The following is a 24,506-nucleotide window of genomic DNA, read 5'->3' on the forward strand; positions in this document are numbered from 1 at the left end:
TCCCGACACCAAGCCTGCGGCTATGGTGCGGGCCTCCAGCCCGAAAATTTGGTGAAAGCCCCGATCCCGTTCGTGTCAGCAGTGCGGAACATTTTGGCCAGGCCCGCCGTTAGAGGACAAAGTTAACCAGCTTTTTCGGCACCACCACCACTTTTTTGGGTGTTGCCCCCTCCAGGTATTTCTGCGCTGCTTCTGACCGAAGGGCCAACTGTTCCTGCTCCTCCGGCGTTACCTCGGCAGGGGCCTCAAACGAGCCGCGCAATTTGCCGTTCACCTGAATCACAATGGTCACCGTGTCGGCCACCAGCGCTGCCGGGTCATAGCTGGGCCAAGACTGCCGATGCACCGAGTCTGCGCCCCCCAGCGCCTGCCACAGCTCCTCCGCAATATGGGGGGCAAAAGGCGCCATCAGCAACACCAGCGTGCGGATCCCCTCTGCATAGACCGGCGAATCCGGGATCCCGGCCTCCCCCAGAGCATTGCTCAGCTTCATCAGCTCGGCAATGGCGGTGTTGAATTGATAATCGTTTTCCAGATCTTCGCTGACTTCCTTGATGGCGGTATGGATGGCCCGGCGCAGATCTTTTTCCGCCTTGGTCAGGGATCCCACCTCGACCTTGGCCGGCAACAGCTCTGGGGCCCCGCTCTGCAAGGACTCCGTCCCGCTACCGCGAACGACAAACTCGTACACCTGCCGCCAGACGCGGTTGAGAAAGCGAAATTGCCCCTCCACATCGGCATCGTCCCACTCCAGATCCTTCTCCGGCGGGGCCTTGAACAAGATAAACATGCGGGCCGTATCTGCCCCGTAGTGGGCCAGCACCTCCTCAGGATCCACGCCGTTGCCCTTGGACTTGGACATGGTAGCGTAGATAACTTGCAGGGGCTCGCCCGTTTCCGGATCCCGCGGATCGTTGGGATCCTGCACCAGAGCTGCCGGGATCCAGCGATCCTTGCCGGACTTGTTGGGGTTGTAGTAAGTGCGCCCTTGCACCATCCCCTGGGTGAGCAGACGCAGGAACGGCTCGTCAAAATCCAGCAGCCCCCGATCCCGCAACACCTTGGTAAAAAAGCGGGAATAGAGCAGGTGCAGGATGGCGTGCTCGATGCCGCCCACGTACTGATCCACCGGCAGCCAGGCGTTCACCCGGTCTTTGCGGAAGATCTCTCGGTCGTTGCGGGCATCGCTGAAGCGCAGGAAGTACCACGACGAGCAGATGAAGGTGTCCATGGTATCGGTTTCCCGGCGAGCCTCCGCGCCACAGGTGGGGCACTTCACCTTCACCCAGTCCTCCAACTGGGCCAACGGGGATCCCCCTCGCCCCGTCAGCTCCACATCCTCCGGCAAGAGCACCGGCAGATCCTTCTCCGGCACCGGCACAATGCCACAGTGGGGACAATGGATCACCGGGATGGGACAACCCCAGTAGCGCTGCCGCGAGATCAGCCAATCCCGCAGGCGGTAGTTGATCTGCTTTTCCCCCAGCCCCTGGGCTTCCAGCCAGGCGATGGCTCTTTCCACGCTTTGCCCTGGGCCTTTGCCCACCGGGATCCCGTCTAGGGGGCCAGAGTTGATCATCACCCCTTCCCCCGTCCAGGCAGCCTGCAGTTCTGAGGACTCCGTCCCGCTGGCGCGATCCGCTGAGGCCGGAGAACCCTCCGGCGGCTGCACCACCCGCTTGATGGGCAGGCCGAACTTGCGGGCAAACTCGAAATCCCGCTGGTCGTGGGCGGGCACGGCCATGATGGCCCCCGTCCCGTAGCCCATCAGCACATAGTCGGCAATCCAGATGGGGATCCGCTCTTGGTTAACGGGGTTGATGGCGTAGGATCCCGTCCAAACCCCCGTTTTTTCCCGGTCTTCGGCGCTGCGCTCGATCTCGCTGCGGGCAGCGGCCTGGGCTTGATAGGCTCTGACGGCCTGCAGTTGCTCGGCAGTGGTGAGCTTGTCCACCAAGGGGTGCTCCGGCGACATCACCATGAAGGTGGCCCCCCAGAGGGTATCGGGCCGGGTGGTGAACACTGCCAGCTCGTCCCCTGCCTCGGTTTTGAAAATCACCTTGGCCCCTACCGATTGGCCAATCCAGTTCTCCTGCATGGTGCGCACCCGCTCCGGCCAGCCGGAGAGCTTTTCCAGATCCGCCAGCAGTTGGTCGGCATAGGCGGTGATTTTGAAAAACCACTGCTTGAGCATGCGCTTTTCCACCAGGGCGCCGGATCTCCAGGAACGCCCCTCCGCATCCACCTGCTCGTTGGCCAACACCGTCTGATCCACCGGATCCCAGTTCACCGCCGCCTCTTTCTGGTAGGCCAAGCCCGCCTGCAAAAATTGCAGGAAGATCCACTGCGTCCACTTGTAGTAGTCCGGCGTACAACTGGTAATCTCCCGCTCCCAGTCGTAGGACAGGCCCAACCGCTGCAACTGATCCCGCATCTGGGCAATGTTTTGGTAGGTCCACTTGGCCGGTGGGATCCCCCGGTCGATGGCGGCATTCTCCGCCGGCAGGCCAAAGGCATCCCAGCCCATCGGGTGCAACACCGCGTATCCCTGCATTCGTTTGTAGCGGGCAATTACATCGGTGATGGTGTAATTGCGCACATGCCCCATGTGCAGGTTGCCGCTGGGATAGGGGAACATGGACAGAGCATAGAATTTGCGGCTCCCGTCCTTCAGCTCTGGGGTGCGATCCAGCCCGATTTCACGCCAGTGGGCTTGCCACTTGCTCTCGATGGCCTGGGGATTGTAGCGCGCGTCCACGGTTCGATGCTCCTGGGAAAAAAGCGCTCACGCTGGGAGATAGAAGCATTTTGACATACTCCCCACGCCAGTGCTCTCAAGCAAGGAACGGGATCCCTATTGGCGCTGACAAACCGACAAGCAGGGATCACAAGCAGAGATCAGTAGGTTTCTTCGTGCCACCTGTCTGCTTTCTTCAGTTCCTTCTGGAACTTGCTCCAATCCTGACCGGCTTGTTCGGCCAAAGGCCCCATGACGTTGTTGATCCCGTCCTCCATCCCCTTGAGGCCGCAGATGTAGGTGTAGGTGTTAGGCTTCTGGAGCATGTCCCACAGCTCGGCACCGTACTCGGCCATGCGGTTTTGCACGTACATTTTCTTGCCATCGGGGGTTTGTTGCTCGCGGCTGATGGCGTAATCGACGCGGAAGCGATCCCCGTACTGGGCTTTCCAGGCCTCCAGATCCCCGTGGTAGAGCAAGGTGGAAGTGGTGGGCACCCCAAAGAACAGCCAGATCTTGCCCTGATAGTTGGGATCCTCCTCAAACAGGTGCTTGATGAAGGCGCGAAAAGGAGCAATGCCGGTGCCGGTGGCGATCAAAATCAGGTTGGCATTCTCATCTTCGGGCAGTAGGAAGGTTTTCCCCGATGGCCCCGTAATCATCACCTCATCGCCCGCCTTCAAATCGGTGAGGAAGCCGGAGCAGACCCCCACCCCCGGCTGGCCTGTCTCTCTATCGACATATTCAGCCCGCTTCACGCTCAAAGAGACAGTGCGCCCCTCGCCATCATCGCCAAAGCGGGTGGAAGCAATCGAGTAGAGGCGGGGCTTGTGGGGCTTGCCCTTGGCATCTTCGCCAGGAGGGATAATGCCAACGCTTTGCCCTTCTAGGTAGCGGTAGTTGGGATCCGGCAAGCTGAGCACAATGTGCTTAGTCAGTCCGGGTGCTCCTTCACCGACAATGGAGTAGGTCTCCACGCAGTGGCCGATCAACGGTGCGTTGGGACGATACAGATTGACGACAACCTCTCGCTTTTCTGCGCTGGCAACCATACCTGCGATCTGCTCCTGGCACTGGGAGGAAATGAGTTTACATATAGCAAAATAGCAAACACCACAGCAGCCCGGCTGCTCAAATGGAACTTGTCAGAGGAGAAGCAGACGACCTTCGCCAGCCCCCCAGGCCGTCCTGAGAGCGGCAACCCCGGAAAAATAATCCCGGCCAAGCTCATCGGCCAAAAATATGGATTTTTTGTTAAATTGTTGCTTGTGGTGCCCACAGCTCTGGCCTGCCAGCGGCTTGTGATGTAACGGCTTTATTTGGTATCATGCAAGACCGTAACAGTTGGTAACTTTCTAGAGCCTTTTTCTCAGTTTTGCCCTGCCCGTCCCCAAGGAGTTCCCATGGCAAGCAGTCCTGATCGTGTTGTGATGATTGGTGTCGCCGGAGATTCTGGCTGTGGCAAGTCCACCTTTTTACGCCGGCTGGGGGATCTATTTGGCCGGGATCTGATTACCACCATCTGTCTGGATGACTATCACTCCTTGGATCGCTACCAGCGCAAAGAGAAGGGCATCACGGCGCTGGATCCCCGCGCCAACAACTTCGACCTGATGTACGAGCAGGCCAAGGCGCTTAAGAACGGCCAAAGTGTGATGAAGCCCATCTACAACCACGAGACGGGGCTGATTGACCCACCGGAGCTGGTGGAGCCCAACCGCATCATCGTCCTGGAGGGGCTGCATCCCATGTATGACGAGCGGGTGCGCCAGCTGCTGGACTTCAAGGTGTACTTGGATCTGGCCCCAGAGATCAAGATTGCTTGGAAAGTGAAGCGGGACATGGCGGAGCGGGGCCACACCTACGAAGATGTGTTGCGCTCAATCGAGGCTCGCCGCCCGGACTTTGAAGCCTATGTCGATGTGCAGAAGCAGTACGCCGATGCCGTCATTGAGGTTTTGCCTACCCAGTTGTTGCCGGAGCTGGATCCAGAGCACAAAGTACTGCGGGTGCGGCTGATCCAGCGGGAAGGGGTGAAGTACTTCGACCATGTTTATCTCTTTGACGAAGGCTCCACCATTGATTGGATCCCCTGCGGCAAAAAGCTGACTTGTTCCTATCCAGGGATCCGCCTCCACTATGGCCCTTCCACCTACTTCGATCACCCAGTCTCGATTCTGGAGATCGACGGCACCTTCGACAAGCTGGAAGAGGTCATCTACATCGAGAACCACCTGAGCAACCTGTCCACCCGCTACTATGGCGAGCTGACGGAACTGTTGCGCAAGCACCCGGAATACCCGGGATCCCGCAATGGCTCTGGTCTGATTCAGATCATCGTGGGCCTGAAGCTGCGCGCCCTCTACGAGCAAATTCGGGCAGAAGCCAAAGAGCTGGCGGTGGCTTCCTAGTGTTTGCCCCGCTTAGGGGATCCCTTCGGTAAAGTGTTGGTGCAGGTCGGCTGACCCAGCATAGGTCGGCAGTAGGGCTTCGGTGTATGCAGGGATTCCAGTTGGAGATCTTTCCGGAGGGCCCCGTCTTAATCCAACGGGCCATCGAGATTTGGCAAGCTCGGTCAGCCGCTGCCATTCGCGAGCGGGGACGCTTTACGGTGGTCTTGGCCGGGGGAAGCACCCCCAAGAAGCTGTATGCTGCCCTGGCCCAAACCCCAGGGATCCCTTGGCAACAAACCTGGCTGTTCTGGGGGGATGAGCGCTATGTTCCCCCGGATCACCCTGAAAGCAACTACCGTATGGTGCGGGAAACCCTGCTGCAGCAGATCGGGATCCCGGCAGCTCAAGTTTTCCCTATGCCCACCCAAGCAGGGGATCCCCTTCGCGATGCTGCCGAATACGAGGCGACCCTGCGGCAGATTTTCGGTACAGAGTGCCCTTCTCTCGACCTGGTATGGCTGGGAGTGGGGGAAGATGGCCACACAGCTTCCTTGTTTGCCGACACCGCCGCTCTGCAGGTGCAGCACCGCTGGGTGACAGTGGGGCAAAAAGGGCAGGAGCCGCGTCTAACCTTGACCTATCCTGTTCTGAACCAAGCAGCCCAGGTGGTGTTCCTGGTAACCGGAGCGAACAAAGCCCCCATCGTGAAAGAGGCGCTGACCACCGAGGCCCACCTACCCTGCCAGCGCGTAAACCCCAGAGGACGGCTGCTGTGGTTGCTGGATGCGGCGGCAGCGGCTCAACTGCCCCTGCCCTGTGTCCCGCTGCTCAGCTAAACAACAGGCGGGCTAACTGCCGATGGGATAGGATCCCCAGGCCCACCGCCCCCAAAATCATCCCAGCCCATTCCAGTGGCCACAGGTTTGATAGCCCCAGCGGCCAACGCACCAGGTTTCATGGGTCGAGAACCGGCGGGGCAGGGATCCCTCAGGGGTTGCCGGGCAAATTCTTCAGTACTGGAATCACCAGCTCTTGGACGGGCAGCGCTACGGGCTGGGCGGAGTCACTGCTCAGGGAGCTGGATGGCGCAGAAGGAGAAGAGCTGGGGATCTCGCCCATGGGCCGCAGTTGCCAGCGGATGATCTGCTCGCCGCGGTAAAAGGTGACCAACAACTGATCCCCTTGCGATTGAATTTGCCAGGTGCCATCACCGCTGGTTACCGAAATATGGCCGCCGGAAAAGGGTGCATCCAAAGCCGGCCCCGATTGGCTCCAGATACGCCCGCCACCCGTTTCCAAGATCAATTGCACCGTCGCCCCCTGCCCCTGGCCGCTCAAAATTTGGCCGGTTCCGCTCCAAACTCGGGTTTCCGTCTGAGCCACGGCGGGTTGCCCAAGCTGCAGAACCATGAGCAACAGCCCTGCCCAGCTCCAGTGATTTCGCAGCCTCCCTCTCCCATCAGGGAAGAAGGAAGAAGAGCGAGAGAAACAAGCCATTGCACTCACGTTGATACCACGCGCCGCGATAGGACTGAAACAGACGAAGAAGAAGGCGAAAAGGTGTCGCAGGAAGCAATCCCTTACACAGTTTTTTTCACAGCTCGCTGAAAGCCTTTGGGATCCCTCTGCGCTCTCTTGGCTCTGGGTTAAGCCTGCTGCTGGAATCCGCCCTCGGCTTGATCCCAATCTAGCAATCTCCATCCCCCCAGACAGGATGTAACCTGAGACTCTGGCTGCGGGGATCCCCAGCAACTGTTTCGTCAATGCGCAGAGTCAAGACCCAGAGTGCCTCCGCCGCAATCGTAAGCCTCACTACTTGAGAGAAAGGAAACGCTCCAGAGCTGCCACCATTGCCGGTGGCCAACGGCGGACGGTTTTCACCCATTCCAGGTCGGCGTAGCGGGGATCCAGTCCTTGCACAGCCACCCAGTGACTTTCAGCCTCTCCTTGCCGACCCTGCACCCAAAGGATGGCGCTGAGAGCAGCCCGCATATCTGGAAACTTCGGGTACTTGCGCACCAGAGCCCGCATCAAGCGCAGAGCAGCTTCTGTTTCGCCCACCTGGTAGAGGCTCAAAGCATAGTTGGCCTGAGCGAAGGCGTAGTCGGGAGCCAGTTCTGTAGCGCGGCGGTAGTCAGCCAAGGCCTGTTGCCATTGGCCCAGCCCTGCTTCCGCATTGCCACGGTTGTTGTAGGCCGCCGCATCGTTGGGATCCAACTGCAACACTCGTTCGTAGTCTGCAATCGCCTCCTGCCACCGCCCCAACCCCTCCAAAGCAGCCCCTCGGTTGAGATAGGGATCCGGTGCCTCAGGGGCCAAACGAATGGCCTCAGCATAATCCTCCAGAGCTGCCTGCAGTTGGTGCAAGCTGACACGGGCGTTGCCCCGGTTGCTCCACAGGGCCGGGTTGTCCGGCTGGATCTGCAACAGTTGAGTCCACAGGGTTTCCGCCCGGGCAAAATCTCCCCTCTGAGTAGCCGCAAAGGCCTCCTCAAACAGTCGATCGATCTCGTGATCTACCCTGTTGCTCGCTGCCGTTGCCACCACACCCGATCCAGGCCAGATAGGGATCCCCAACCAAAGCAGCAGCCCTAGCAACAGAGCCGAGAGGACATTGGAGACAGACTTCATGGCCGCCAAAACCACCTCAGATGGGGTGTTTCCACCTTAAGCCATCGCCACAGAAGGGGGTCTGATGGTTAGCGCGCCCTGGAGGACTCGAACCCCCGACATCCGGTTTTGGAGACCGACGTTCTACCAACTGAACTAAGGACGCATTGGCCAAAGGTTACACCCGCTTACCCAGTGTAGCAGGTACACCTAATTTTCAGAGGAGCTGTTCCTCAACTATCCGCACTCTCTGTCTTGGCCTTGATGCGAGTGGCTTTGCCCACCCGATCCCGCAAATAGAACAGCTTGGCCCGACGCACTTTACCCCGCCGCAGCACCTGAATCGACTCGATGCGCGGGGAGTGAATGAGGAAAACCCGCTCCACGCCGATTCCCTGGAAAACCTTGCGCACCGTAATGGTGCGGTTGATACCGGAGTGGCGCATGGCAATGACCGTGCCCTCAAAGGCTTGTACCCGCTCCTTGCCCCCCTCTTGAATGCGAACTCCCACCCGTACCTGATCGCCAACCCGAATCTCCGGCAGATCCGGCTTCATCTGGGCAGCTTCAATGGAGCGGATGATCTCCTCAGCGTTGATGCGAACGTTCATGGCCTTCCCGCGCTACCGGCAGTTAACCATGGTAACAATCGTCGCTGTTTTTTGTACAGAGCTGGCCGACATAGAGCTCAAGAGGCGGGAAACCGTGTTTACGCTTCCCCCATTTTTCCAATAGGCTAGACAAAGATAAAGCTTTTGTTACAAACGGGAAACTTTTGTGATCCTGCACACCGATGAGCCCAAGACGGGATCCCTGTCTACTCCCAAGCTTGCAGAGCAGCCTCTGCCGCAAAGCAAACCCCGCCGCCAGAGATTTCCCTTCGGCTGGATGCTCTTGGGCTTGCTGTTGGCCGGCCTAGGGGGCAGCGGTCTCCTGATCCAGCGTCAGCTGCAGCAGCAGAGGGCAGAACGGCTGGAAAGATTGACGGTACCGGTTCAAGTGGTGGATCTGACCCAACGCCTGCGGGTGAGCGGCCAGGTGCAGCCGCTCCGCCAGGTGAATGTCAGCCCTCGCGAGTCGGGTCGCCTGGCGGAACTGTTGGTGGATCAGGGAGATGAAGTGGTGGCAGGGCAGTTATTGGCCCGGATGGACTACGGCGATCTCGCCAGTGGCATTCGCCAAGCCCAAGCCCGCATTCAAGAGCTGCAAGCCCGTCTAGCGGAGCAACAGGCCGGAGAGCGCCCCCAGGTGATCGCGGCGGCCCAGGCCAGGGTGGATGCTGCCCGGTCGCAGGTGGACTTGGCTCAGAGGGAGTTAGAGCGCATCCAGGCCCTGGTGCAGGCGGGGGTGGTAGCCCGCAGCGAGCTGGATCAACGCTCGGCCCGCCTGGAACAAGCGCAAGCGGATTTGCGAGCTGCTCAACAGGAGTTGGAGCGATTGCAACTGGGGAGCCGCCCGGAAACCCTACAGCAAATTCAAGCCCAAATTGCCCAGGCACAAGCCGAGCTGGCCCAACGGCAATCCCGGTTGGCTGACACCGAAGTCCGCGCCCCCTTTTCCGGTGTGGTGGTGCAGCGCTTTGCCGAGGTGGGATCCTTTGTAGCTCCCACAACAGCAGCTTCCGATGCCACCGCAGCTTCTTCCAGTTCCATTTTGGCGCTGGCTCAGGGAATTGAGGTGCGGGCAGAAGTGCCAGAAGCCCAGATTGCCCAGGTGCGGGTGGGTCAGCCGGTGGAGATCCGCTCCCTGGCCTACCCCGACCGCCTGGTGCAGGGGCGGGTGAAGCGGATTGCACCCGCTACGGTGGTGGTGCGAGAGGTAACCGTCTTTCGGGTCTTCGTTGAACCGGAGCCTGGGGCCGACTTTTTGCGCACCGGCATGACTGTTTCGGTGGATTTCATTGGGGATCCCCAGCCTCAGGCTCTGACGGTGCCCTCAGTGGCTATCCTCCGGGAGGAAAGCCAGGAAGGCGTGCTCCTGCTGGATCCCCAAAGCCGGCAACCTGTCTATCGCCGCGTGGAAACGGGCATCACTCAGGGTGGAGTTACCCAAATCCTCTCTGGTCTGCAGGCAGGGGATCGGGTCTTTACTGCCCTGCCTCCTGGGGTGAACCTAGAGACTTTGATTAAAAGAGCGGAGCAACAGCCATGAGCCTGGCAACGGCGGCCAAAATGGCCTGGCAAATGGTGCGACGACATCGCCTGCGCACCGGGCTGAGCATGCTCGGGATCCTCATCGGCAATGCGGCGGTGGTGGCCATTGCCGGATTTGGCTATGCTGCCCAAGAGATGGCAGTGGATCAATTTCGCTCTCTGGGCACCAACTTGCTGATCGTCTTTTCGGCCAACTTGGGCCTAGCTGATGCCGGCAACATCCGCCCCCTCACCTTGGAGGATGTACGGGCTATTGCGGCGGAAGTGCCTGCCGTGTCATCAGCTGTCCCCAGCCTGGGCACCAATGTGCGCGCTGTGCGAGGTGGAGTGGATCGCCGCTACGAGGCCACCGGCACTTGGCCGGAGTACTTGTCGGTCTTGAACTTAGAGATCGAGGCAGGCCGCTTCCTCTTGCCCTCGGATATCGAGGAACAGCGCCCGGTGGTGGTGCTGGGCAGCGATGCCGCCAGCCAGTTGTTCGGCCTGGACCCTGCCGCTGCCATTGGGGAGACCGTCCTGCTGAACAACTTGCCCTTCGAGGTGATCGGCACTTTGCGCTCGAAGCCGACGGTGTTTGGCAACAGCGATGCCGGAGTGTTTCTGCCGGTGGACGTGGTGGCCAATCGGTTGGTCGGGCGGCGTTCCCCCTACGGCACAGAGCTGACGGCGATTTTCGTCTCGGCCCGCTCTGAAGCCGATCTGCCTGCTGCCGAGTTCCAAATCCGCAACCTGCTGCGCCAGCGGCACCAATTGGTGGGAGAAGATGACTTCATCATCCGCAACCAGAAAGTGCTCCTGGATGGGTCGGCCAGGATTTTGAGCCTGTTGCGGGTGCTGCTGACGGGCACGGCGGCCCTCTCCCTGCTGGTGGGAGGGGTGGGGATCATGAATGTGATGCTTATCTCGGTTGCGGAACGCACCCATGAGATCGGGCTGCGCAAGGCGATTGGGGCGGATAGCCGGCAGATTTTGCAGCAGTTTGCCGCCGAAGCGATTTTCATTGCCGTGACCGGGGGGGTGCTCGGGATCCTCCTCAGCAGTGGCCTGCTGGTGGCGGTGCAGGTGTTCACCCCCTTGGCCACCCAAGTCGATGGGGTGGCAGTGGGAGTGGCGTTCTCCCTTTCCACTGGGATTGGGCTGGTCTTCGGCATTTTCCCGGCCCGCAAAGCGGCGCAACTGGATCCCATTGAGGCCCTGCGGGCTTAGAGATCGTATCCAAACAGGCGGGGATCCGCCGGCTGCCCATCGAGATCCGCCAGGCCATATTCTGCCCAGCGGCGATCCACCAAGCGGGCCACCTCCGGATCTGGAGCAAGGGGCTCCCGCCAGGGAGCATCGGTTTCTGGGGGAATTTTGGTGGTGGCATCAATGCCCATCTTGCCCCCCAGACCCCGTTTTTCGGTGGCAAAGTCCAAGGTGTCAAAGGGGTTGTCCGCCAGAATAAACACATCCCGCTGCGGATCCACCCGCGAGCACAGGCACCAGAGCACCTGCCGTGGATCCCGCACATTGATATCCTTGTCCACCACGATCACAAACTTGGTGTAGCTAAATTGGGGCAGGGCGCTCCAAAAAGCCAAAGCCGCCCGCCGCGCCTGGCCAGGGTAGGCCTTGTCGATGGAGAGGATGGCTGCTTTGTAGCCCAGCGCCTCCATCGGCAAAAAGAAATCTACAATCTCCGGCACCTGCTGCCTGAGGATGGGGGTGTAGATGCGGTTCAGGGCCAGCGCCATCATGTCGTTTTCTTTGGGGGGCTTGCCGCTGAAGGTGGTGAGATAGATGGGATCCCGGCGGTGGGTCAAGCAGTGGAAGCGAATCAGAGGAGCCTGCTCGTTGCGGGGGCCGTAGTAGCCGATGTGATCCCCGGCAGGCCCGTCGGGGGCCACTTCCCCAGGGGTGATGCTGCCTTCCAGAACGATCTCAGCATGAGCCGGCACCTGCAGATCCACCGTTTTGCACTGGGCCAGGTGCAACCCTTCTCCGGCATAGAGACCGGCAAACAGCCACTCCGACAGATCCACCGGCAGGGGTGTGGCCGCCGCCAGAATCACCACCGGATCCACCCCCACCGCCACTGCCACCTCCAGCTTTTGGCCCAGGGCTGCCGCCTTGCGCAGATGCCGAGTCGCCCCCCGCACCGACAGCCATTGCACCGTCATGGTGGTGCGGCTTTGCAACTGCAGGCGGTACACCCCCACGTTGGGGATCCCGTTTTCCGGGTCTTTGGTTACCATCAGGCCCAAGGTCAGCACCCGTCCGGCATCGCCGGGATAGACCCGCAACAGGGGCAACTGGGTGAGATCGACTTCCTCTCCCCGCAGCACCACCTGCTGACAGGGAGGAAGCAGATCCCGGCTGGGTTTAGCTTTGAGTACGCTAAACAGAGCTTGTCCCAACTCCACCGCCTGGGCAAAGCTCCGCGGTGGCCGCGGCTGGTAAAGCAGGGCCAGCTTTTTCCCCAGTTCCTCCAGATCCTGAGGCTGCTCCATTCCCAAAGCCCAGCAAATGCGCTCCACCGTGCCCAGGGTGTTGATGAGCAGCGGCATTGAGGATCCCTTCACCCGCTCAAACAGCAGCGCCGGCCCCCCGCAGGCCAAGAGGCGATCGGCAATCTCGGCAATTTCCAGATCCGGATCCACTTCTGCCGAAATGCGGCGGAGCTGACCACGGGATTCCAGCAGAGCAATAAAACGGCGTAGATCTCTGGGCATGAAAGGGAACCTAAGGGCTTACTTGTCGCGATTGAGGGCTAACCCGCTCATGAAGGGCTTTTGCAGGACAATGAACACCAGCAGCGGCGGGATACTGGCGATGATCGCTCCCAGCATCATGGGGCCATAGGAGGCCGAGCTATCCAGATTGAGCAGGGATTGCAGCCCCACCTGCACCACTTGTCGCTCTCGGCCTTGCACGATCAAGCGGGGCCACAGGTACATATTCCAAGCGTAAACGAAGTGAATCACCGCCTGCGCCCCGATGGCGTTCCAGCTCAAGGGGATCAGCACCTGGGTGAGAAATTGCAGCGGGTTGGCCCCGTCCAGTTGGGCCGCCTCCGCCAGCTCGCGGGGAATGTTGGAAAAATGCTGGCGAAACAAAAACGTGGCCGTGGCGCTGGCCAGAAAGGGCACGATTAAAGCGTAGTAGGTGGATCCCCAGCCCAAGTTGGTGACCAATCGCAGCAGGGCAATAATCAAGATTTCGGTGGGCATCATCAGCGTGATCAGCACAAAGCCGAAGGCCAGCCCTTTGCCCGGAAAGCGGAAGTACACAAAGGCCAGCCCGGCCAGCAGCGACAAAACCGTCTTGCCCACCGTGATTGCCACCGCCACGATGGTGCTGTTGACCATGTAGTGGCCCAAGTGCCGCGCCACCATCACCTGATGCCAGTTGAAGGCAAAAGAGGAGCCAAAGGTCAATTGATAGCGGAACACCTCGGCATTGTTCTGGGTGCTCACGATCAGGGCATACAACACCGGAAATCCCAGAACCAAGCAGGCCAGTACCAGGCCCAAATGCACATACCAGCGCTCCGGGATCCAGCGCCGCCAACGCCAGGGAGAAGGCTCTACCCAAGTTGAATTGGGCTGGGCCACTTGAGAGCGGGGATCCTGCAACAATTGAGCCATAGCACCTCCAGACGGCGAACACCGATGAGCAGATGGGCTTTTGAGTCGATCTTTGGCTTCTCTTGAGAGGATAATCCGCCAGAGTTAAGGGCAACCTAAGGAAGACCGGTCGCGTTAGCGGTGCAAGCACCTCTGCCCAGACTTGCGAGTGCTTTCACCGGCGATGGGGAAACGGGTAGAGTAGAACAGCAGTATCTGGATAACCCAAGAGAGGATCCCATGACTCGAGGCTTTGGCCCCTTCGGCAAAATCCAAGAAGCGCTCAAGAAAGCCCAAGAGGTGCGCGATGGCGCCCAAAGGCTGCAAAAAGAGCTGGAAGAGATGGAGATCGTTGGCGAAGCCGGCAATGGGCTGGTGAAAGTGACGGTAAACGGCAACCAAGAACCTCTCAAAGTCTCTCTGGATCCCCAAGTGCTCCAGGAGTCGGTGGATGTGGTAGAAGACTTGCTCCTGACAGCAATGGTGAACGCCTACACCCAATCTGCCGAGACGATGCGCAAACGCATGGAAGAGCTGACCGGAAACATCAGTCTGCCGGGGTTGGGACTGGGTTGAGCCCCGCCTCCTTAACTCTCTATGTACACTCGCCCCTTGGCTCGCCTCATCGAAGAGCTGCAACGGCTGCCCGGCATTGGCTCCAAAACCGCTCAGCGCCTAGCTCTCCACTTGATCAACCGGCCTGCCGGCGAGATCGAGGCCCTGGCCAAAGCCCTGCTGGAAGCCAAGCAGACGGTTCGGCACTGTTCCATCTGCTTCAACTGGTCAGCGGAGGATCCCTGTGAGATTTGCCGTTCGCCACAGCGGGATCCCTTGCTGTGGTGCGTGGTGGCCGACGTCAAAGACTTGATTGCGATGGAGCGCACCCGCGAGTTCAAGGGGCTCTACCACGTTTTGGGCGGCCTCATCTCCCCCATGAACGGGATCGGGGCCGACCAACTGCACATCCGCGAGCTGGTGGCTCGGGTGGCACGGGAAAAACCGCAGGAGCTGATCTTTGCCATCAGCCCCAGCGTAGAGGGGGAAGTAACCATGCACGTGGTCAAGGATTACCTGAAGCCAGTTGCCCCCACCTTGCGCATGACCCGCCTGGCCTTCGGCCTGCCCATGGGATCCGAGCTGGAATACGCCGACGAGGTCACCCTGGCCCGTGCCCTGGAAGCCCGGCAGGAGTTGTGAGCCGCCCAGCCCATCAATCGCAGCCGGTTACCCCCTCCGCGCAGTAGGTGCTCCACCAGGGGTTGAAGTTGGCAGGATCCTCCGGCAGAGTGCTGATGTTCAGAAGTTCCTGGAAGCTGCTGTTGCGGCCTCCGTAGCGCAGGTGCATGTGCACCGGATCCCCGTGGGGCGCCCGCAGAATCACATAGGTGAAGGTCTCGCAACTGGCGTCTGCTCCAGGCTGCAACTGAAACAAATCCCAGATGGAACTTAAGGAGCGCTCAGGGTAGTAGAAGGGATCCGGCGCAGCCCCCCGATAGGCGTAGCGACAATTTTCCGCCAGGGGCTTTTTCCCTTCCAGGTCGGCGTAGAAGGAGAAGAACTCCATCTTCTCAAACTTCACCCGCTTTGGATTGCGCGGATCGTTGGCCGATTGTTCCAGGGACGTATCCAGGGTAAAGACGCCATCAATTCCCAGGTAGGGCACTTTATAAGCATTGGGGGACACAATCTGCAGCTCTAAGGCTGCCGCAGCCGCTCCAAAACCCAGGAGACTCAAGCTGCCGATCAGCCAGGTTAGGGCCGTTGAAGAACCAATTTGGCGAGAGAGCATAAAACTTTGTTGTGCCTGTGTTGTGCAGTAAACTGCAGAGCAGTTTAGGGGAAGCTTTGAGCTCGTACCATCCCACTGGGGGGCATCTGGCGAGAAATTCGCCGACTGCAGGTGCAGCTCTGAGGAACGGGATCCCATCTGGATCCCAACAAGGCAGTAAAATTGAGGTCAGGCTCACCGTAGAGGTGCCAGGTTTGCTGCCAGAGCCTGATATCTGGAAACTGATTTTGAAAGCGAGGAAAACCCCGTGGAGCTAGCTGAGATTGAGGAGTTGATGAACAAAGCTGTGCAAGCCACACAGCGCTCCTTTAATACGGTGCGCACCGGGCGGGCCAATTCCAGCCTGCTGGATCGGATTCAGGTGGAGTACTACGGCGTGCCCACTCCCCTGAAGGCCCTGGCCAGCCTCACCACGCCAGACTCCAGCACTCTCTTGATCCAGCCCTTTGATCCCTCGACCCTGGCGGCCATTGAGCGGGCCATTGTTGCCTCTGACCTAGGTCTAACCCCCAGCAACGACGGCAAGGTGGTGCGGCTCACCATTCCCCCCCTGACAGAAGAGCGGCGCAAAGAGCTGAGCAAACAGGTGGCCAAGCTGGCCGAAGAGGGGCGAGTCTCGATCCGCAACATCCGGCGGGATGGCATCGACTCGGTGCGCAAGCGAGAGAAAAATGGCGAGCTGTCTGAAGATGAGTCCAAAAGCTTGCAGGATGACATCCAGAAGCTGACCGACCGCTATATCAAAAAGATCGATGAGCTGCTGGCAGAAAAAGAAAAGGAGCTGACGACGCTGTAAAAGCTCCTTGTGGACATAACTCCCCACGCTACTGGCCTGCTTCTGCATAGCCGTAGGACGGGGTTAAAGACCCCATTTTTTGATCAAAACTCGACACTCATCCCGAAACTTCAAGGTTTCCACTTGCCCCTCGAAGTCGGGCAGCCGTTCGTTTCTCCTCGTCCAATTCCAACAAGAGGGATCCCGGCTTAGGCCAGGATGGAAGGGGGGAAAACGACAACTCTTGCCGCAATGGATCTGATCCTGTGCCATCAATCGGCGGATTTCGACACCCTGGGGGCGGCGGTGGGAGCGGCCCGCCTGTATCCGGGTGCCCGCATCGCCTTGACTGGTGGATCCCTGCCGGGGGTGCAGGAGTTTTTGGCCTTGTACCGAGATGAATTTCCCCTCATCGAGCTGCGCTCTGTGGATCCGGGACAGGTGCAGCGCTGGATTGTGGTGGATTGTCACGATCCGGATCGCCTGGGCAAAGCTGCCGCTTGGTTGAGTGTCCCTGGCGCCCAGATTGAGATTTTTGACCATCACATCCGGGATCCGGAAACCCCACCGGATGGCTTTTGGCCGCAGCAGCAGGTCAACGGTCATATCGAGGCCGTGGGGGCCACCTGTACCTTGCTGGTGGAGCGGCTGCAGGCTGCTGGGATCCCTCTCAGCCCTTTTGAGCGGCTGGCGCTGGCTTTGGGCATTCACATGGATACGGGATCCCTGACCTTCCCGGAGACCACCGCCCGGGATGCCGCCGCCCTGAGCTGGCTGTTGCAGCAGGGGGTAAACCTGGTCTTGTTGCGGCGCTTTTTGGGGGATGGCCTCACCCCAGAGATGCGCGAGCTGCTCAGCCAGGGGTTGGCCCAGATGCAGGTGCAGCAGGTGGGGGAGTATCGCCTGGGAGAATGGCTGCTGGAGCTGCCGGAGTTTGTGCCCGGCTTGGCCGGCCTGGTGATGCGGCTGATGGATCTGACGGGAGTGGATGTGCTGCTCTTGGTGGCGCGGCAGGGGGAGCGGCTCAGCCTGATCGGGCGGGCGCGGCAGGAGTTTGCCCAGTTGGGCAAAGTGATGGCCCTCTACGGCGGCGGTGGACACGACTGTGCCGCAGCAGCCACGCTAAAAGCCGCCCCAGAGCAGCCTTTGCCCGATCCGGCCCAAGTCATGGCAACCCTCAGGCAGGCTGTCCAAGAGCGGATCCCGCCCCCGGTGACGGCCAGAGATTTGATGTCGGCTCCGGTGCGCACCATCCGACCGGAGATCACCATCGACGAGGCCCAGCGGGTGCTGCTGCGCTACGGCCATTCCGGCCTGGTGGTGGTGGACGCTCAAGGTCGCCTGGTGGGGGTGATCTCGCGGCGGGATATCGATATCGCCCTGCATCACGGGTTTGGCCATGCCCCCGTCAAGGGCTACATGACCACCGACGTGAAAACCCTCTCCCCCGACACCCCCTTGGCGGAGATTCAGCGGTTGATGGTGCAGTGGGATATTGGCCGCCTGCCGGTTCTCCAGGATGGACAGTTGGTGGGCATTGTAACTCGCACCGATGTGTTGCGGCACCTACACGAGTTGCCGGCCCTCTCACCGCAGTTGGCTTTGCCCACCCTTTCCTGCCCTTTGGATCTCACCTTCGCGGCCCTGTCGGAGCGGCATCGACAGTTGCTGGAGCAGGCCGCCCGCCTCGCCGATGAAAAGGGCCTGAGGTTGTATCTGGTAGGGGGAACGGTGCGGGATCTGCTCCTGCACCGGTGGGGACGGCAGCCCTCACCCAACCTGGAGCGGCTGGATCTGGACTTGGTGGTGGATGGGCCCTACTCTTCAGCCCCGGATGGGATCGATCCCCCGGGCTGGGGCTTGATTTTGGGACAAGCGCTCAAACAACGCTTCCCGGAAGCGCGGCTGGAGATCCACGGCAAATTCCAAACGGCGGCCTTGATCTGGCCAGGAGGCTTTTGTGTGGATATCGCCAGCGCCCGCACGGAGTTTTATCCCTACCCGGCCTCTCCCCCCGAAGTGGCCATGGGATCCATTCAGCAAGACCTCTATCGGCGGGATTTTTCCATCAACGCCTTGGCCTTGCGCCTCAACGGCCCCCAGCGAGGACAGGTGCTGGATTTTTTCGGCGGACAAGCGGATCTGCAACAGGGGATCATCCGGGCATTACACCCCAACAGCTTCATCGAGGATCCCACCCGCATTTATCGGGCGGTGCGCTTTGCGGTGCGCTTGGGCTTCGCCCTGGACTCGACCACAGAAAAATGGATCCGCGCTGCCGTGGCCAGTGGTCTGCACGATGCCGTCGGCGGGGATCGCCTCAAGCAGGAGCTGGCCTACATTCTCGGATCCCGCGATTGGCCCCAAGCCTTTGAGCGGCTGGCAGAATGGGGAGCTTTGCGCTGTATTCACCCCGACCTGGAGTGGGATCCCTCCCTGTGTCAGCGGTTGCAACGGGTGGGCCGCTGGGCCTATCACTTTCGCCGCCGCTATCCTGAGCTGGGATCCCAGGAGATCTGGCAACTGCGCCTAGAGGCTCTCCTCCTCACGCTGCCCCAAGCCCCCCAGGTGGCCAGCCAACTCCACCTTACCCAAGCAGGCATCGAACGCCTCAGCCATTCCTCCTATTACCAAACCCTGTTGGCCCAATTGGACCCCGGCACCCTCTCTCCGGCCCAGGTGGTGCAACTGCTGCAGGGGCTGCGGATCCCAGCAGTGATTTTGGTGGCCGGGATCGCCCCCAAGCCGGCCCGGCGGCTGATCTGGCGCTATTTGCAGGAGTGGTACTGGGTGAAGCCGCTGCTCAACGGCCACGATCTGCGTCGTCTGGGTTACAAGCCAGGTCGCCCCTTCCAAGCCATTTTGGAGCAACTGCGTTGCCTCACCCTGAACGGCGAACTCACCACCCCGGCAGAAGCCGAAGCTTGGCTGCAAGAACACTTCCCCCTGCCGCAAGCTCAATACCGAGGAAGAAAGTAGAAGGGCAAATCAGTCGAAATAGAAGAGAGTGACCAACTTGTGTTGTTCCTCAGCATGCTTGCAGGCATCCAGCAGCGTGACGCTGTCGTGGAAAACAAAGCAGATCAACTGCTGGCACTTGCCGATGATCTCCAGGTTGCACAGGCGGCTGGCCTCCGCCAGGGGAAGATGGTCGTTTTCGGGATGTTCCACCAGATGCAGCACCTGCTCCAGGCTAGCCCGCGACTCTGCCGGCTGTCGCTCCAAACTCTGGGGCAAGATCACCGTCAAGGACTTCATGTCCGCCCGCATCGCCCCCCGAATGACGGCCAAGTTGGTGCCAATAGCCCCGGATGTGAGGATCTGATTGCCCGTGAGGGCCAAAGCATAGCTGAGGGTCTCGATCAAATACTGGTGGGTAATGGGCACATGACGACTGCCCAGGATGGCCACTCGCTTCGGCCCAACTTGCTGAATGGCGGCCAACTCCTGCAAAAACGTATCAACGCTGGTGGGGACATCAATAGACTGGGTCAACGGGATCCCTCGGCAGATTCTCTAGATCTTGGCTAGGCTATGCTATCTCAAATTTTCGCTTTGGGATCCGGCCAAGTTGAAGCTCTACGGCTTCAGCCCCAAACTTTTGGTGGAGTGCTCAGGCTGTCTGCAGCAAGCTGGGCTTGGCTTTGCGCAGAAGATCCCGCCTGGATGTGGATGGTGTAGCTCATACTGCTGTGAACGCCCTTGCCCAGCCAATGGCCGTAAATGGGAGCGGCATCTCTGGGGTAAGCGCTGGCCGCCAAAGCCACATGACCATCGGCCACGGCCAACCCCTGGGTGGGATCAAAGCCCCGCCAACCGGCCCCCGGCAAGTACACCTCCGCCCAAGCGTGCAGATGACGGCGCACAGGCTCTGGGGGTTCTCCACCCCTGCTCTCCCCTGAAGGCCGTGAGGGGCTGACTTGGTAGCCACTGACAAAGCGAGCGGCCAAGCCCACGCTGCGGCAGACCTCCATGAACAACAGGGCCAGATCGCGGCAGGCTCCGGTTTTGCGATGCCAAGTCAAGCCAGCAGGCCAGGGATCCCCCTTTTCCCGCAAGATGTGGCGGCATTCTGAATAGATGCGCTGGTTCAGCGTCGGCAGAAAAGCCGTCGTTTCCCCCTGCACGTGATCCCATAGCTCCCAGGCCAAGGCCTGGATGCCGGGATCCGCCTGAGCTGTCAGATAAGGCTGTAGTTGAGCTGCCAGCGTGCTGGGATAGTCGATGGGGAGATGGGTGGCCCAATCGCAGAGGAGATAGTCGAAGGGATTCTCCCGCAGGGTGAGCACCGTGGCCCGAGTTTGAATGCGCAAATGCTCGGTGGGATCCTCAAACCAAAGCCGAACTGCCGCGTTGCCCTCCAGCTCCACCAGCGCCGATTGGCCCACCGGCTGCGGATCCACCTGCAACTCAAAAGCCAGGAGAGTCTGGATCCCGTCGCAGCGCGGTCGCAATCGCACCGTATGGGGCTCCAGTTGGACTGGACGACTGTAGCGATATTCGATGAGATGGCGGATCTGAATTTGCACAGGTTGGCCAAATGACGGGCAAGGAGTTTTATCACAGGCAAAGGAGCACCGAGATCAGGCAACCCAAACTGCTCCCAGATCAAAGCCAAGAAGCGGTTGCATCGTCTGCCCGAGATCTCTAGACTTCAGGGATCCCGAGTTTGAGATCTCCGAGAGCTTTGCCCTGCCTTCCCAATCATCGAAACCTCCAGCTTAGAGCGGATGTACTCCCCAGCCTGTACAGGAGCATAGCGAGGGGGATTTGCTGCATTCTGGCATGTGGGCAGGCATTCGATCCAAGCATCGTCCCGAGGAGCTGTAAAGTAAACCAAAGACAGGCGGCGACTGGAACCGAAAGCCGATCGGGGTGGATTGACCACGCGGTGCAACGTGGAGCGCCAACGGTCATTGGTCCAACGGGATAGCAGATCGCCAACGTTGATGACAAAGGCGTTGGGAACAGCCTGCACATCAATCCACTCTCCTGCTTTGGAGTACACCTGCAGCCCTCCCAGCGCCCCATCCTGTCGCAGAATCGTGAAGCCACCGTAGTCGGAGTGAGCCCCATAGCGTAGCTGTCCCGGGATGGGCTCCACCTCCTGTTCAGGATAATGCACAGCCCGCAGCACTCCCCCTTTCCCCTCCATAAAAGGCAGAAAATAGGTTTCCGGCAGATCCAAAGCCAACGCGCCCATGCGCATCAAGGTTTGGGTGAGCTGAAGCAGAGCCGCATCATAAGCCAGAAGAGCAGCCCGCAGTCCTGCTGGATGGGTGGGCCAAAGGTTGCCCGAATCCGGATCCACCCCTGCTTGGGGCCGTTGTGGATCTTCCCGAAACAGGTCATTGAACACCAGCGCCTCACAGAGATCGTAGGGAACCTCTGCCCCACGGGTAGCGGCTACACTTTCGATGCCAATCGGCAGGTATCCCTGGTTTTTGACGCGATCCGGAGTCACCACCTCCATTTTTTGTTCCAGCGGCAGGTCGAAGAAAGCCCTCGCTCTCTCGTAGGCTGTTTGTATGATGGCCTCCGGGATCCCATGCCCTGTGATCACCACAAACCCCACCTCCTCCAAGGCTGCCCCAAAAGCCTTTGCAACCCCTAGCGGATCCGTGCCCTCCCGAAAGGGGGTCAAATCCAGACAAGGGATCCCAGCTTGCTCAAAGGAAGAAACTGGAGACATAGCCGACGTAGAGACAGGTGCTCAGAACAGCTCCTACCCTACAAAGAGAACTTGCCCCAAGACTGTGTGGGCGGATACCCCCTCAAAGCCAGCGCCAGCTCAACCCCATATCCAAACTAGAGATATTCTTGCTTGGCCTGTTGCCAGAGGACTTCCAGCTCCTGGAGACTGCGCCCTTTCAGAAGGGAGCTTTTGCCACCGCCGGGCAGGGATCCCGCTGGTTCCTGAGCCAGCTCTTCCATGCGCAAAAAACGGCGAGCAAAGCGCAGGTTGGTTTGGGCCAGAGCTTGGGCAGCATCCAAACCATACCAACGGCCCAAGTTGACCAGGGCAAAAAGCAGATCCCCCAGTTCGGCTTCCTGCCGAGTTGGATCGGGGGGATCCCTCTCCAATTCTCGACGCAGCTCGGCTTCTTCCTCGCGGATCTTGGCCCAGATCCCCTCCACCGTTGGCCACTCAAACCCTGCCCCCACCACTTTGCAGGAAATTTTCAGGGCAGCCATTAGGGGAGGCAAACTTTGGGCATAGTGCAGCAGTTTTTGGCCAAGGCTTTGATCCGGTCGCTCCCTTTGCTTGATCTGTTCCCAAGAGCGGTGCAACTCCGGAAGATCTGCCATCACAGCATCCCCAAACACATGGGGGTGACGGCGGATGAGCTTATCGGCAATTCGCGCAGCCACAGCTTCCAGATCAAAGTGGTTCTGCTCGGCAAAGATCTGAGACTGCAACACCACCTGCAACAACAAATCCCCCAGCTCTTCGGCAATCGCCGCCGGATCCCCGGCTCGAATGGCAGCTACCGTCTCATACGCTTCTTCGAGAATGTAGGGGGTCAGAGACTCCGGAGTTTGGGCCCGATCCCAGGGACATCCATCGGGGGCACGCAACCGAGCAACAATAGCCGCCAAACGACTCATGTGTGAGCTAGAGGCGGAACGCTCCAGATAAAGGTGGGCAAAATGGCCCGTCGCTTGAGGATCCCAGCTTTGCAGCGTCAGTGGGCCGGCCACCACCTCCAAGTCTTCTGTTAGCAACGTAACAGGCTGGACAGGAGCACAGACCTGTTGCAAAACACTGCGCAGCTCCGCCGGATCCTTTCCCCCACAGCTTTTCAGCAGTAGGGATCCCTGCTCCGCAGTAGACCACCGAGCCAGAGCTTGTTGCCAGTCGGGCTGAAGACTATCCAGCGTTTGCAGCATGGTCAAAAGGGTAGGTGCGGCCCAAATCCAAAAGGCGGCTGAGCTGCTCCAGATCGATGAAACTCAACTCCAAAAGAATCATCAGCAACGGCCCTTGCTGGCGATGTTGCAGCTTCTTGGCCAGGCTCAGTTGAGAACGGTCGATGATGCCCGTTTGCAAGAGATATTCCTCAAGGGCTGGGGGGGGAATGGGATCTAGCATGGTCGTTTCGCAGCGCTGAAGAAGGACAAATATGAAACTGAGAAGATAGTAAACTAACGTAACTATTCTTAACACTCCTACAGAGTTTCGGCAAAGATCCGGCTGGCAAATAGGCCACAGGTGAGCTTACCAAGCCCTGTGCCCACAGCTCCACGGCAAGAAAACCCCTAAATTGCCTCAGCAAATGAGGTTTCTGTATCCAAGGACACAAAAAATGGGTAGCGAGAGGTCATGGTATGATAGCAAATTGGCGATCAGTTGGCAGTACCCTGAAAGGCTGGCTGCTTCTTCTTTGTTTGGAGAAACCAACTTGCCTTGGCAAGATGTTACTTTTTTATCTGACTAATTCTGGTATTTAGATAAAAATCTTACAATAACTGCTCAGGGATCCAATCTGTTCGGCTCCTCTGGGATCCGCCCTGGGGCTGCCATCCTGCTCGGGTTAGCTAGACCGCCGAGAAGTCCCGCCCTCTATGTATCAGCATGGGAGTCGGGATGAGAGGCGGAGATTCCTGCGCTATGATAAGCAGAGAGCGGTGGGGCATCCCGTTCTTAAAGCTCAGGAAATGTCCTTAACAGGAGTCACTGTTCGCGTCAGCGGGACGGAGTCCTTGAAGCTCGCACTCTTTCGCTTTAGCGGCGCGGAGCGCTTTGCATCAGCATGAGTGCAGGAGTATGTCACCTAAGCTAGAAACGGCTGCAGGATGGACTCCCATTATGTCTGAAGCCCAAGGTTTACTGCCGGTGGGGGCAACGGTTCAAGTGGTGGAGATGCCTCCTTACCTAAAAACGGCTGACCCAATGCCGATGTTGCGCCCGGCCCATTTGATCCGCTTGCACGAGCAAGGGGTGATCCTGCAGCGACGGCTGTTGGGCACCTACAGTGTGCAGTTTGCCAATGGCATCTTTCTCATAGACGGAAAATATCTCGCGCCGGTGGGATCCCTGTCCTGACACGCCCATCTCTCCTCCGAGCCAGCTGGATGGGTTTGCCGGCCTTTAGAACCTTTGGGAGCTGGCAGCTTTCTGCAGAAGCGAGCCTTCAACTGGCCGGCGGACTTTCGCGATAGCCTGAACCGCGGCTAGCCGCTTCTGACGCTTCAGCGAGCTCAGTTGCTTATTCCCGTCAGCGGTGTCGAAGTAGCTGACAGACCTGCCCAGCTTTTGGTAGCTGGTTTTGCGATCTGCCACCGCCGCGCTGTAGAGGGCTCAGCACATCCGCCCCCAGTGGTGCAAGAGTTTTTCTTGCTGGCGACTGGGATAAAGCTGGGCCGCGGCAGCGTTGCGTAGCCACAAAGTGACGCAGGGGGTTACCCTGCCATAGGGTGCCAGTCCGCTGCGCTGAGACTGG

The 24,506-nt window shown here is 59.5% G+C and carries 22 protein-coding genes and 1 tRNA gene; 9 read left to right on the plus strand and 14 right to left on the minus strand.

The features are described from left to right. Positions 1-109: 109 nt before the first annotated feature. Together leuS and NW838_RS08515 are read right to left on the minus strand one after the other, a co-directional pair. Positions 110-2,758 carry a leucine--tRNA ligase gene (leuS, locus tag NW838_RS08510; RefSeq protein ID WP_414357240.1) on the minus strand — a complete coding sequence of 883 codons (2,649 nt, stop codon included), beginning with the start codon at positions 2,756-2,758 and terminating at the stop codon, positions 110-112. Between the two features lie 140 nt (positions 2,759-2,898). Then, complete coding sequence (locus NW838_RS08515; protein ID WP_414357239.1) at positions 2,899-3,789, minus strand: ferredoxin--NADP(+) reductase; 891 nt, start codon at positions 3,787-3,789, stop codon at positions 2,899-2,901. 351 nt (positions 3,790-4,140) lie between these two features. On the opposite strand from NW838_RS08515, the gene NW838_RS08520 reads away from it, so the two are divergent. Together NW838_RS08520 and pgl are read left to right on the plus strand one after the other, a co-directional pair. Further along, entirely contained in the window at positions 4,141-5,148 is a 1,008-nt protein-coding gene (locus NW838_RS08520) for a phosphoribulokinase (protein WP_414427861.1), read from the plus strand. Positions 5,149-5,234: 86 nt separating this feature from the next. Continuing rightward, complete coding sequence (gene pgl / locus NW838_RS08525; RefSeq protein ID WP_414427862.1) at positions 5,235-5,966, plus strand: 6-phosphogluconolactonase; 732 nt, start codon at positions 5,235-5,237, stop codon at positions 5,964-5,966. A 151-nt stretch (positions 5,967-6,117) separates the two neighbouring features. Here pgl and NW838_RS08530 read toward each other — a convergent pair whose 3' ends face one another. From NW838_RS08530 to rplS, 4 genes are all read right to left on the minus strand, one after another. Continuing rightward, positions 6,118-6,540 (minus strand): hypothetical protein, encoded by a 423-nt coding sequence (locus NW838_RS08530; RefSeq protein WP_414344534.1) that lies wholly within the window; start codon positions 6,538-6,540, stop codon positions 6,118-6,120. A gap of 402 nt (positions 6,541-6,942) precedes the next feature. Continuing rightward, complete coding sequence (locus tag NW838_RS08535; RefSeq protein WP_414357234.1) at positions 6,943-7,761, minus strand: tetratricopeptide repeat protein; 819 nt, start codon at positions 7,759-7,761, stop codon at positions 6,943-6,945. Between the two features lie 72 nt (positions 7,762-7,833). Then, positions 7,834-7,906: transfer RNA gene (locus NW838_RS08540), tRNA-Trp, on the minus strand. 67 nt (positions 7,907-7,973) lie between these two features. Then, positions 7,974-8,351 carry a 50S ribosomal protein L19 gene (rplS, locus tag NW838_RS08545; RefSeq protein ID WP_414357233.1) on the minus strand — a complete coding sequence of 126 codons (378 nt, stop codon included), beginning with the start codon at positions 8,349-8,351 and terminating at the stop codon, positions 7,974-7,976. Between the two features lie 166 nt (positions 8,352-8,517). Between rplS and NW838_RS08550 the strand changes: the two genes are divergently transcribed. Together NW838_RS08550 and NW838_RS08555 are read left to right on the plus strand one after the other, a co-directional pair. Beyond that, a complete protein-coding gene (locus tag NW838_RS08550) occupies positions 8,518-9,891 on the plus strand; it encodes an efflux RND transporter periplasmic adaptor subunit (protein ID WP_414427863.1) in 1,374 nt (457 codons plus the stop codon). After that, positions 9,888-11,099: an ABC transporter permease gene (locus tag NW838_RS08555; RefSeq protein ID WP_414357231.1), complete on the plus strand. Its 1,212-nt coding sequence runs from the start codon at positions 9,888-9,890 to the stop codon at positions 11,097-11,099. Before NW838_RS08550 ends, NW838_RS08555 begins: the two co-directional genes overlap by 4 nt. On the opposite strand, the gene NW838_RS08560 is transcribed toward NW838_RS08555, so the two are convergent. Then, complete coding sequence (locus NW838_RS08560) at positions 11,096-12,604, minus strand: UbiD family decarboxylase (protein WP_414357230.1); 1,509 nt, start codon at positions 12,602-12,604, stop codon at positions 11,096-11,098. The genes NW838_RS08555 and NW838_RS08560 overlap by 4 nt on opposite strands. A gap of 18 nt (positions 12,605-12,622) precedes the next feature. Then, positions 12,623-13,519, minus strand: a complete 897-nt coding sequence (locus NW838_RS08565; protein ID WP_414427864.1) for a carbohydrate ABC transporter permease — start codon at positions 13,517-13,519, stop codon at positions 12,623-12,625. Positions 13,520-13,738: 219 nt separating this feature from the next. Here NW838_RS08565 and NW838_RS08570 point away from each other — a divergent pair, with 219 nt between their 5' ends. Beyond that, on the plus strand, positions 13,739-14,074 hold the full coding sequence (locus NW838_RS08570) for a YbaB/EbfC family nucleoid-associated protein (protein WP_011434432.1): 336 nt from the start codon (positions 13,739-13,741) through the stop codon (positions 14,072-14,074). 21 nt (positions 14,075-14,095) lie between these two features. Beyond that, positions 14,096-14,695: a recombination mediator RecR gene (recR, locus tag NW838_RS08575; RefSeq protein ID WP_414357229.1), complete on the plus strand. Its 600-nt coding sequence runs from the start codon at positions 14,096-14,098 to the stop codon at positions 14,693-14,695. Positions 14,696-14,708: 13 nt separating this feature from the next. Here the strand turns inward: recR and NW838_RS08580 are convergent, their stop codons facing one another. Continuing rightward, entirely contained in the window at positions 14,709-15,287 is a 579-nt protein-coding gene (locus tag NW838_RS08580; RefSeq protein WP_414357227.1) for a hypothetical protein, read from the minus strand. 247 nt (positions 15,288-15,534) lie between these two features. Here NW838_RS08580 and frr point away from each other — a divergent pair, with 247 nt between their 5' ends. Further along, complete coding sequence (frr, locus tag NW838_RS08585; RefSeq protein WP_011434435.1) at positions 15,535-16,083, plus strand: ribosome recycling factor; 549 nt, start codon at positions 15,535-15,537, stop codon at positions 16,081-16,083. Between the two features lie 231 nt (positions 16,084-16,314). After that, entirely contained in the window at positions 16,315-19,041 is a 2,727-nt protein-coding gene (locus tag NW838_RS08590) for a CBS domain-containing protein (protein WP_414427865.1), read from the plus strand. 9 nt (positions 19,042-19,050) lie between these two features. Here the strand turns inward: NW838_RS08590 and NW838_RS08595 are convergent, their stop codons facing one another. The 5 genes from NW838_RS08595 to NW838_RS08615 form a co-directional block, all read right to left on the minus strand. Further along, positions 19,051-19,557, minus strand: a complete 507-nt coding sequence (locus NW838_RS08595) for a hypothetical protein (protein ID WP_011429595.1) — start codon at positions 19,555-19,557, stop codon at positions 19,051-19,053. A gap of 92 nt (positions 19,558-19,649) precedes the next feature. Beyond that, a complete protein-coding gene (locus NW838_RS08600; protein ID WP_414357222.1) occupies positions 19,650-20,591 on the minus strand; it encodes a transglutaminase family protein in 942 nt (313 codons plus the stop codon). Between the two features lie 125 nt (positions 20,592-20,716). Beyond that, positions 20,717-21,754, minus strand: a complete 1,038-nt coding sequence (locus NW838_RS08605) for an isopenicillin N synthase family dioxygenase (RefSeq protein WP_414357221.1) — start codon at positions 21,752-21,754, stop codon at positions 20,717-20,719. A 116-nt stretch (positions 21,755-21,870) separates the two neighbouring features. Continuing rightward, positions 21,871-22,953, minus strand: coding sequence for a nucleoside triphosphate pyrophosphohydrolase (gene mazG / locus NW838_RS08610; protein WP_414427866.1), 1,083 nt, complete (start codon positions 22,951-22,953; stop codon positions 21,871-21,873). After that, positions 22,934-23,155 (minus strand): DUF2949 domain-containing protein, encoded by a 222-nt coding sequence (locus tag NW838_RS08615; protein WP_414332365.1) that lies wholly within the window; start codon positions 23,153-23,155, stop codon positions 22,934-22,936. Before NW838_RS08615 ends, mazG begins: the two co-directional genes overlap by 20 nt. A gap of 717 nt (positions 23,156-23,872) precedes the next feature. Between NW838_RS08615 and NW838_RS08620 the strand changes: the two genes are divergently transcribed. Next, positions 23,873-24,109: a DUF3148 domain-containing protein gene (locus tag NW838_RS08620; RefSeq protein WP_011429589.1), complete on the plus strand. Its 237-nt coding sequence runs from the start codon at positions 23,873-23,875 to the stop codon at positions 24,107-24,109. The last annotated feature ends 397 nt before the right edge of the window (positions 24,110-24,506 follow it).

This window comes from Synechococcus sp. R55.2, assembly GCF_047462075.1.
Classification (GTDB): domain Bacteria; phylum Cyanobacteriota; class Cyanobacteriia; order Thermostichales; family Thermostichaceae; genus Thermostichus.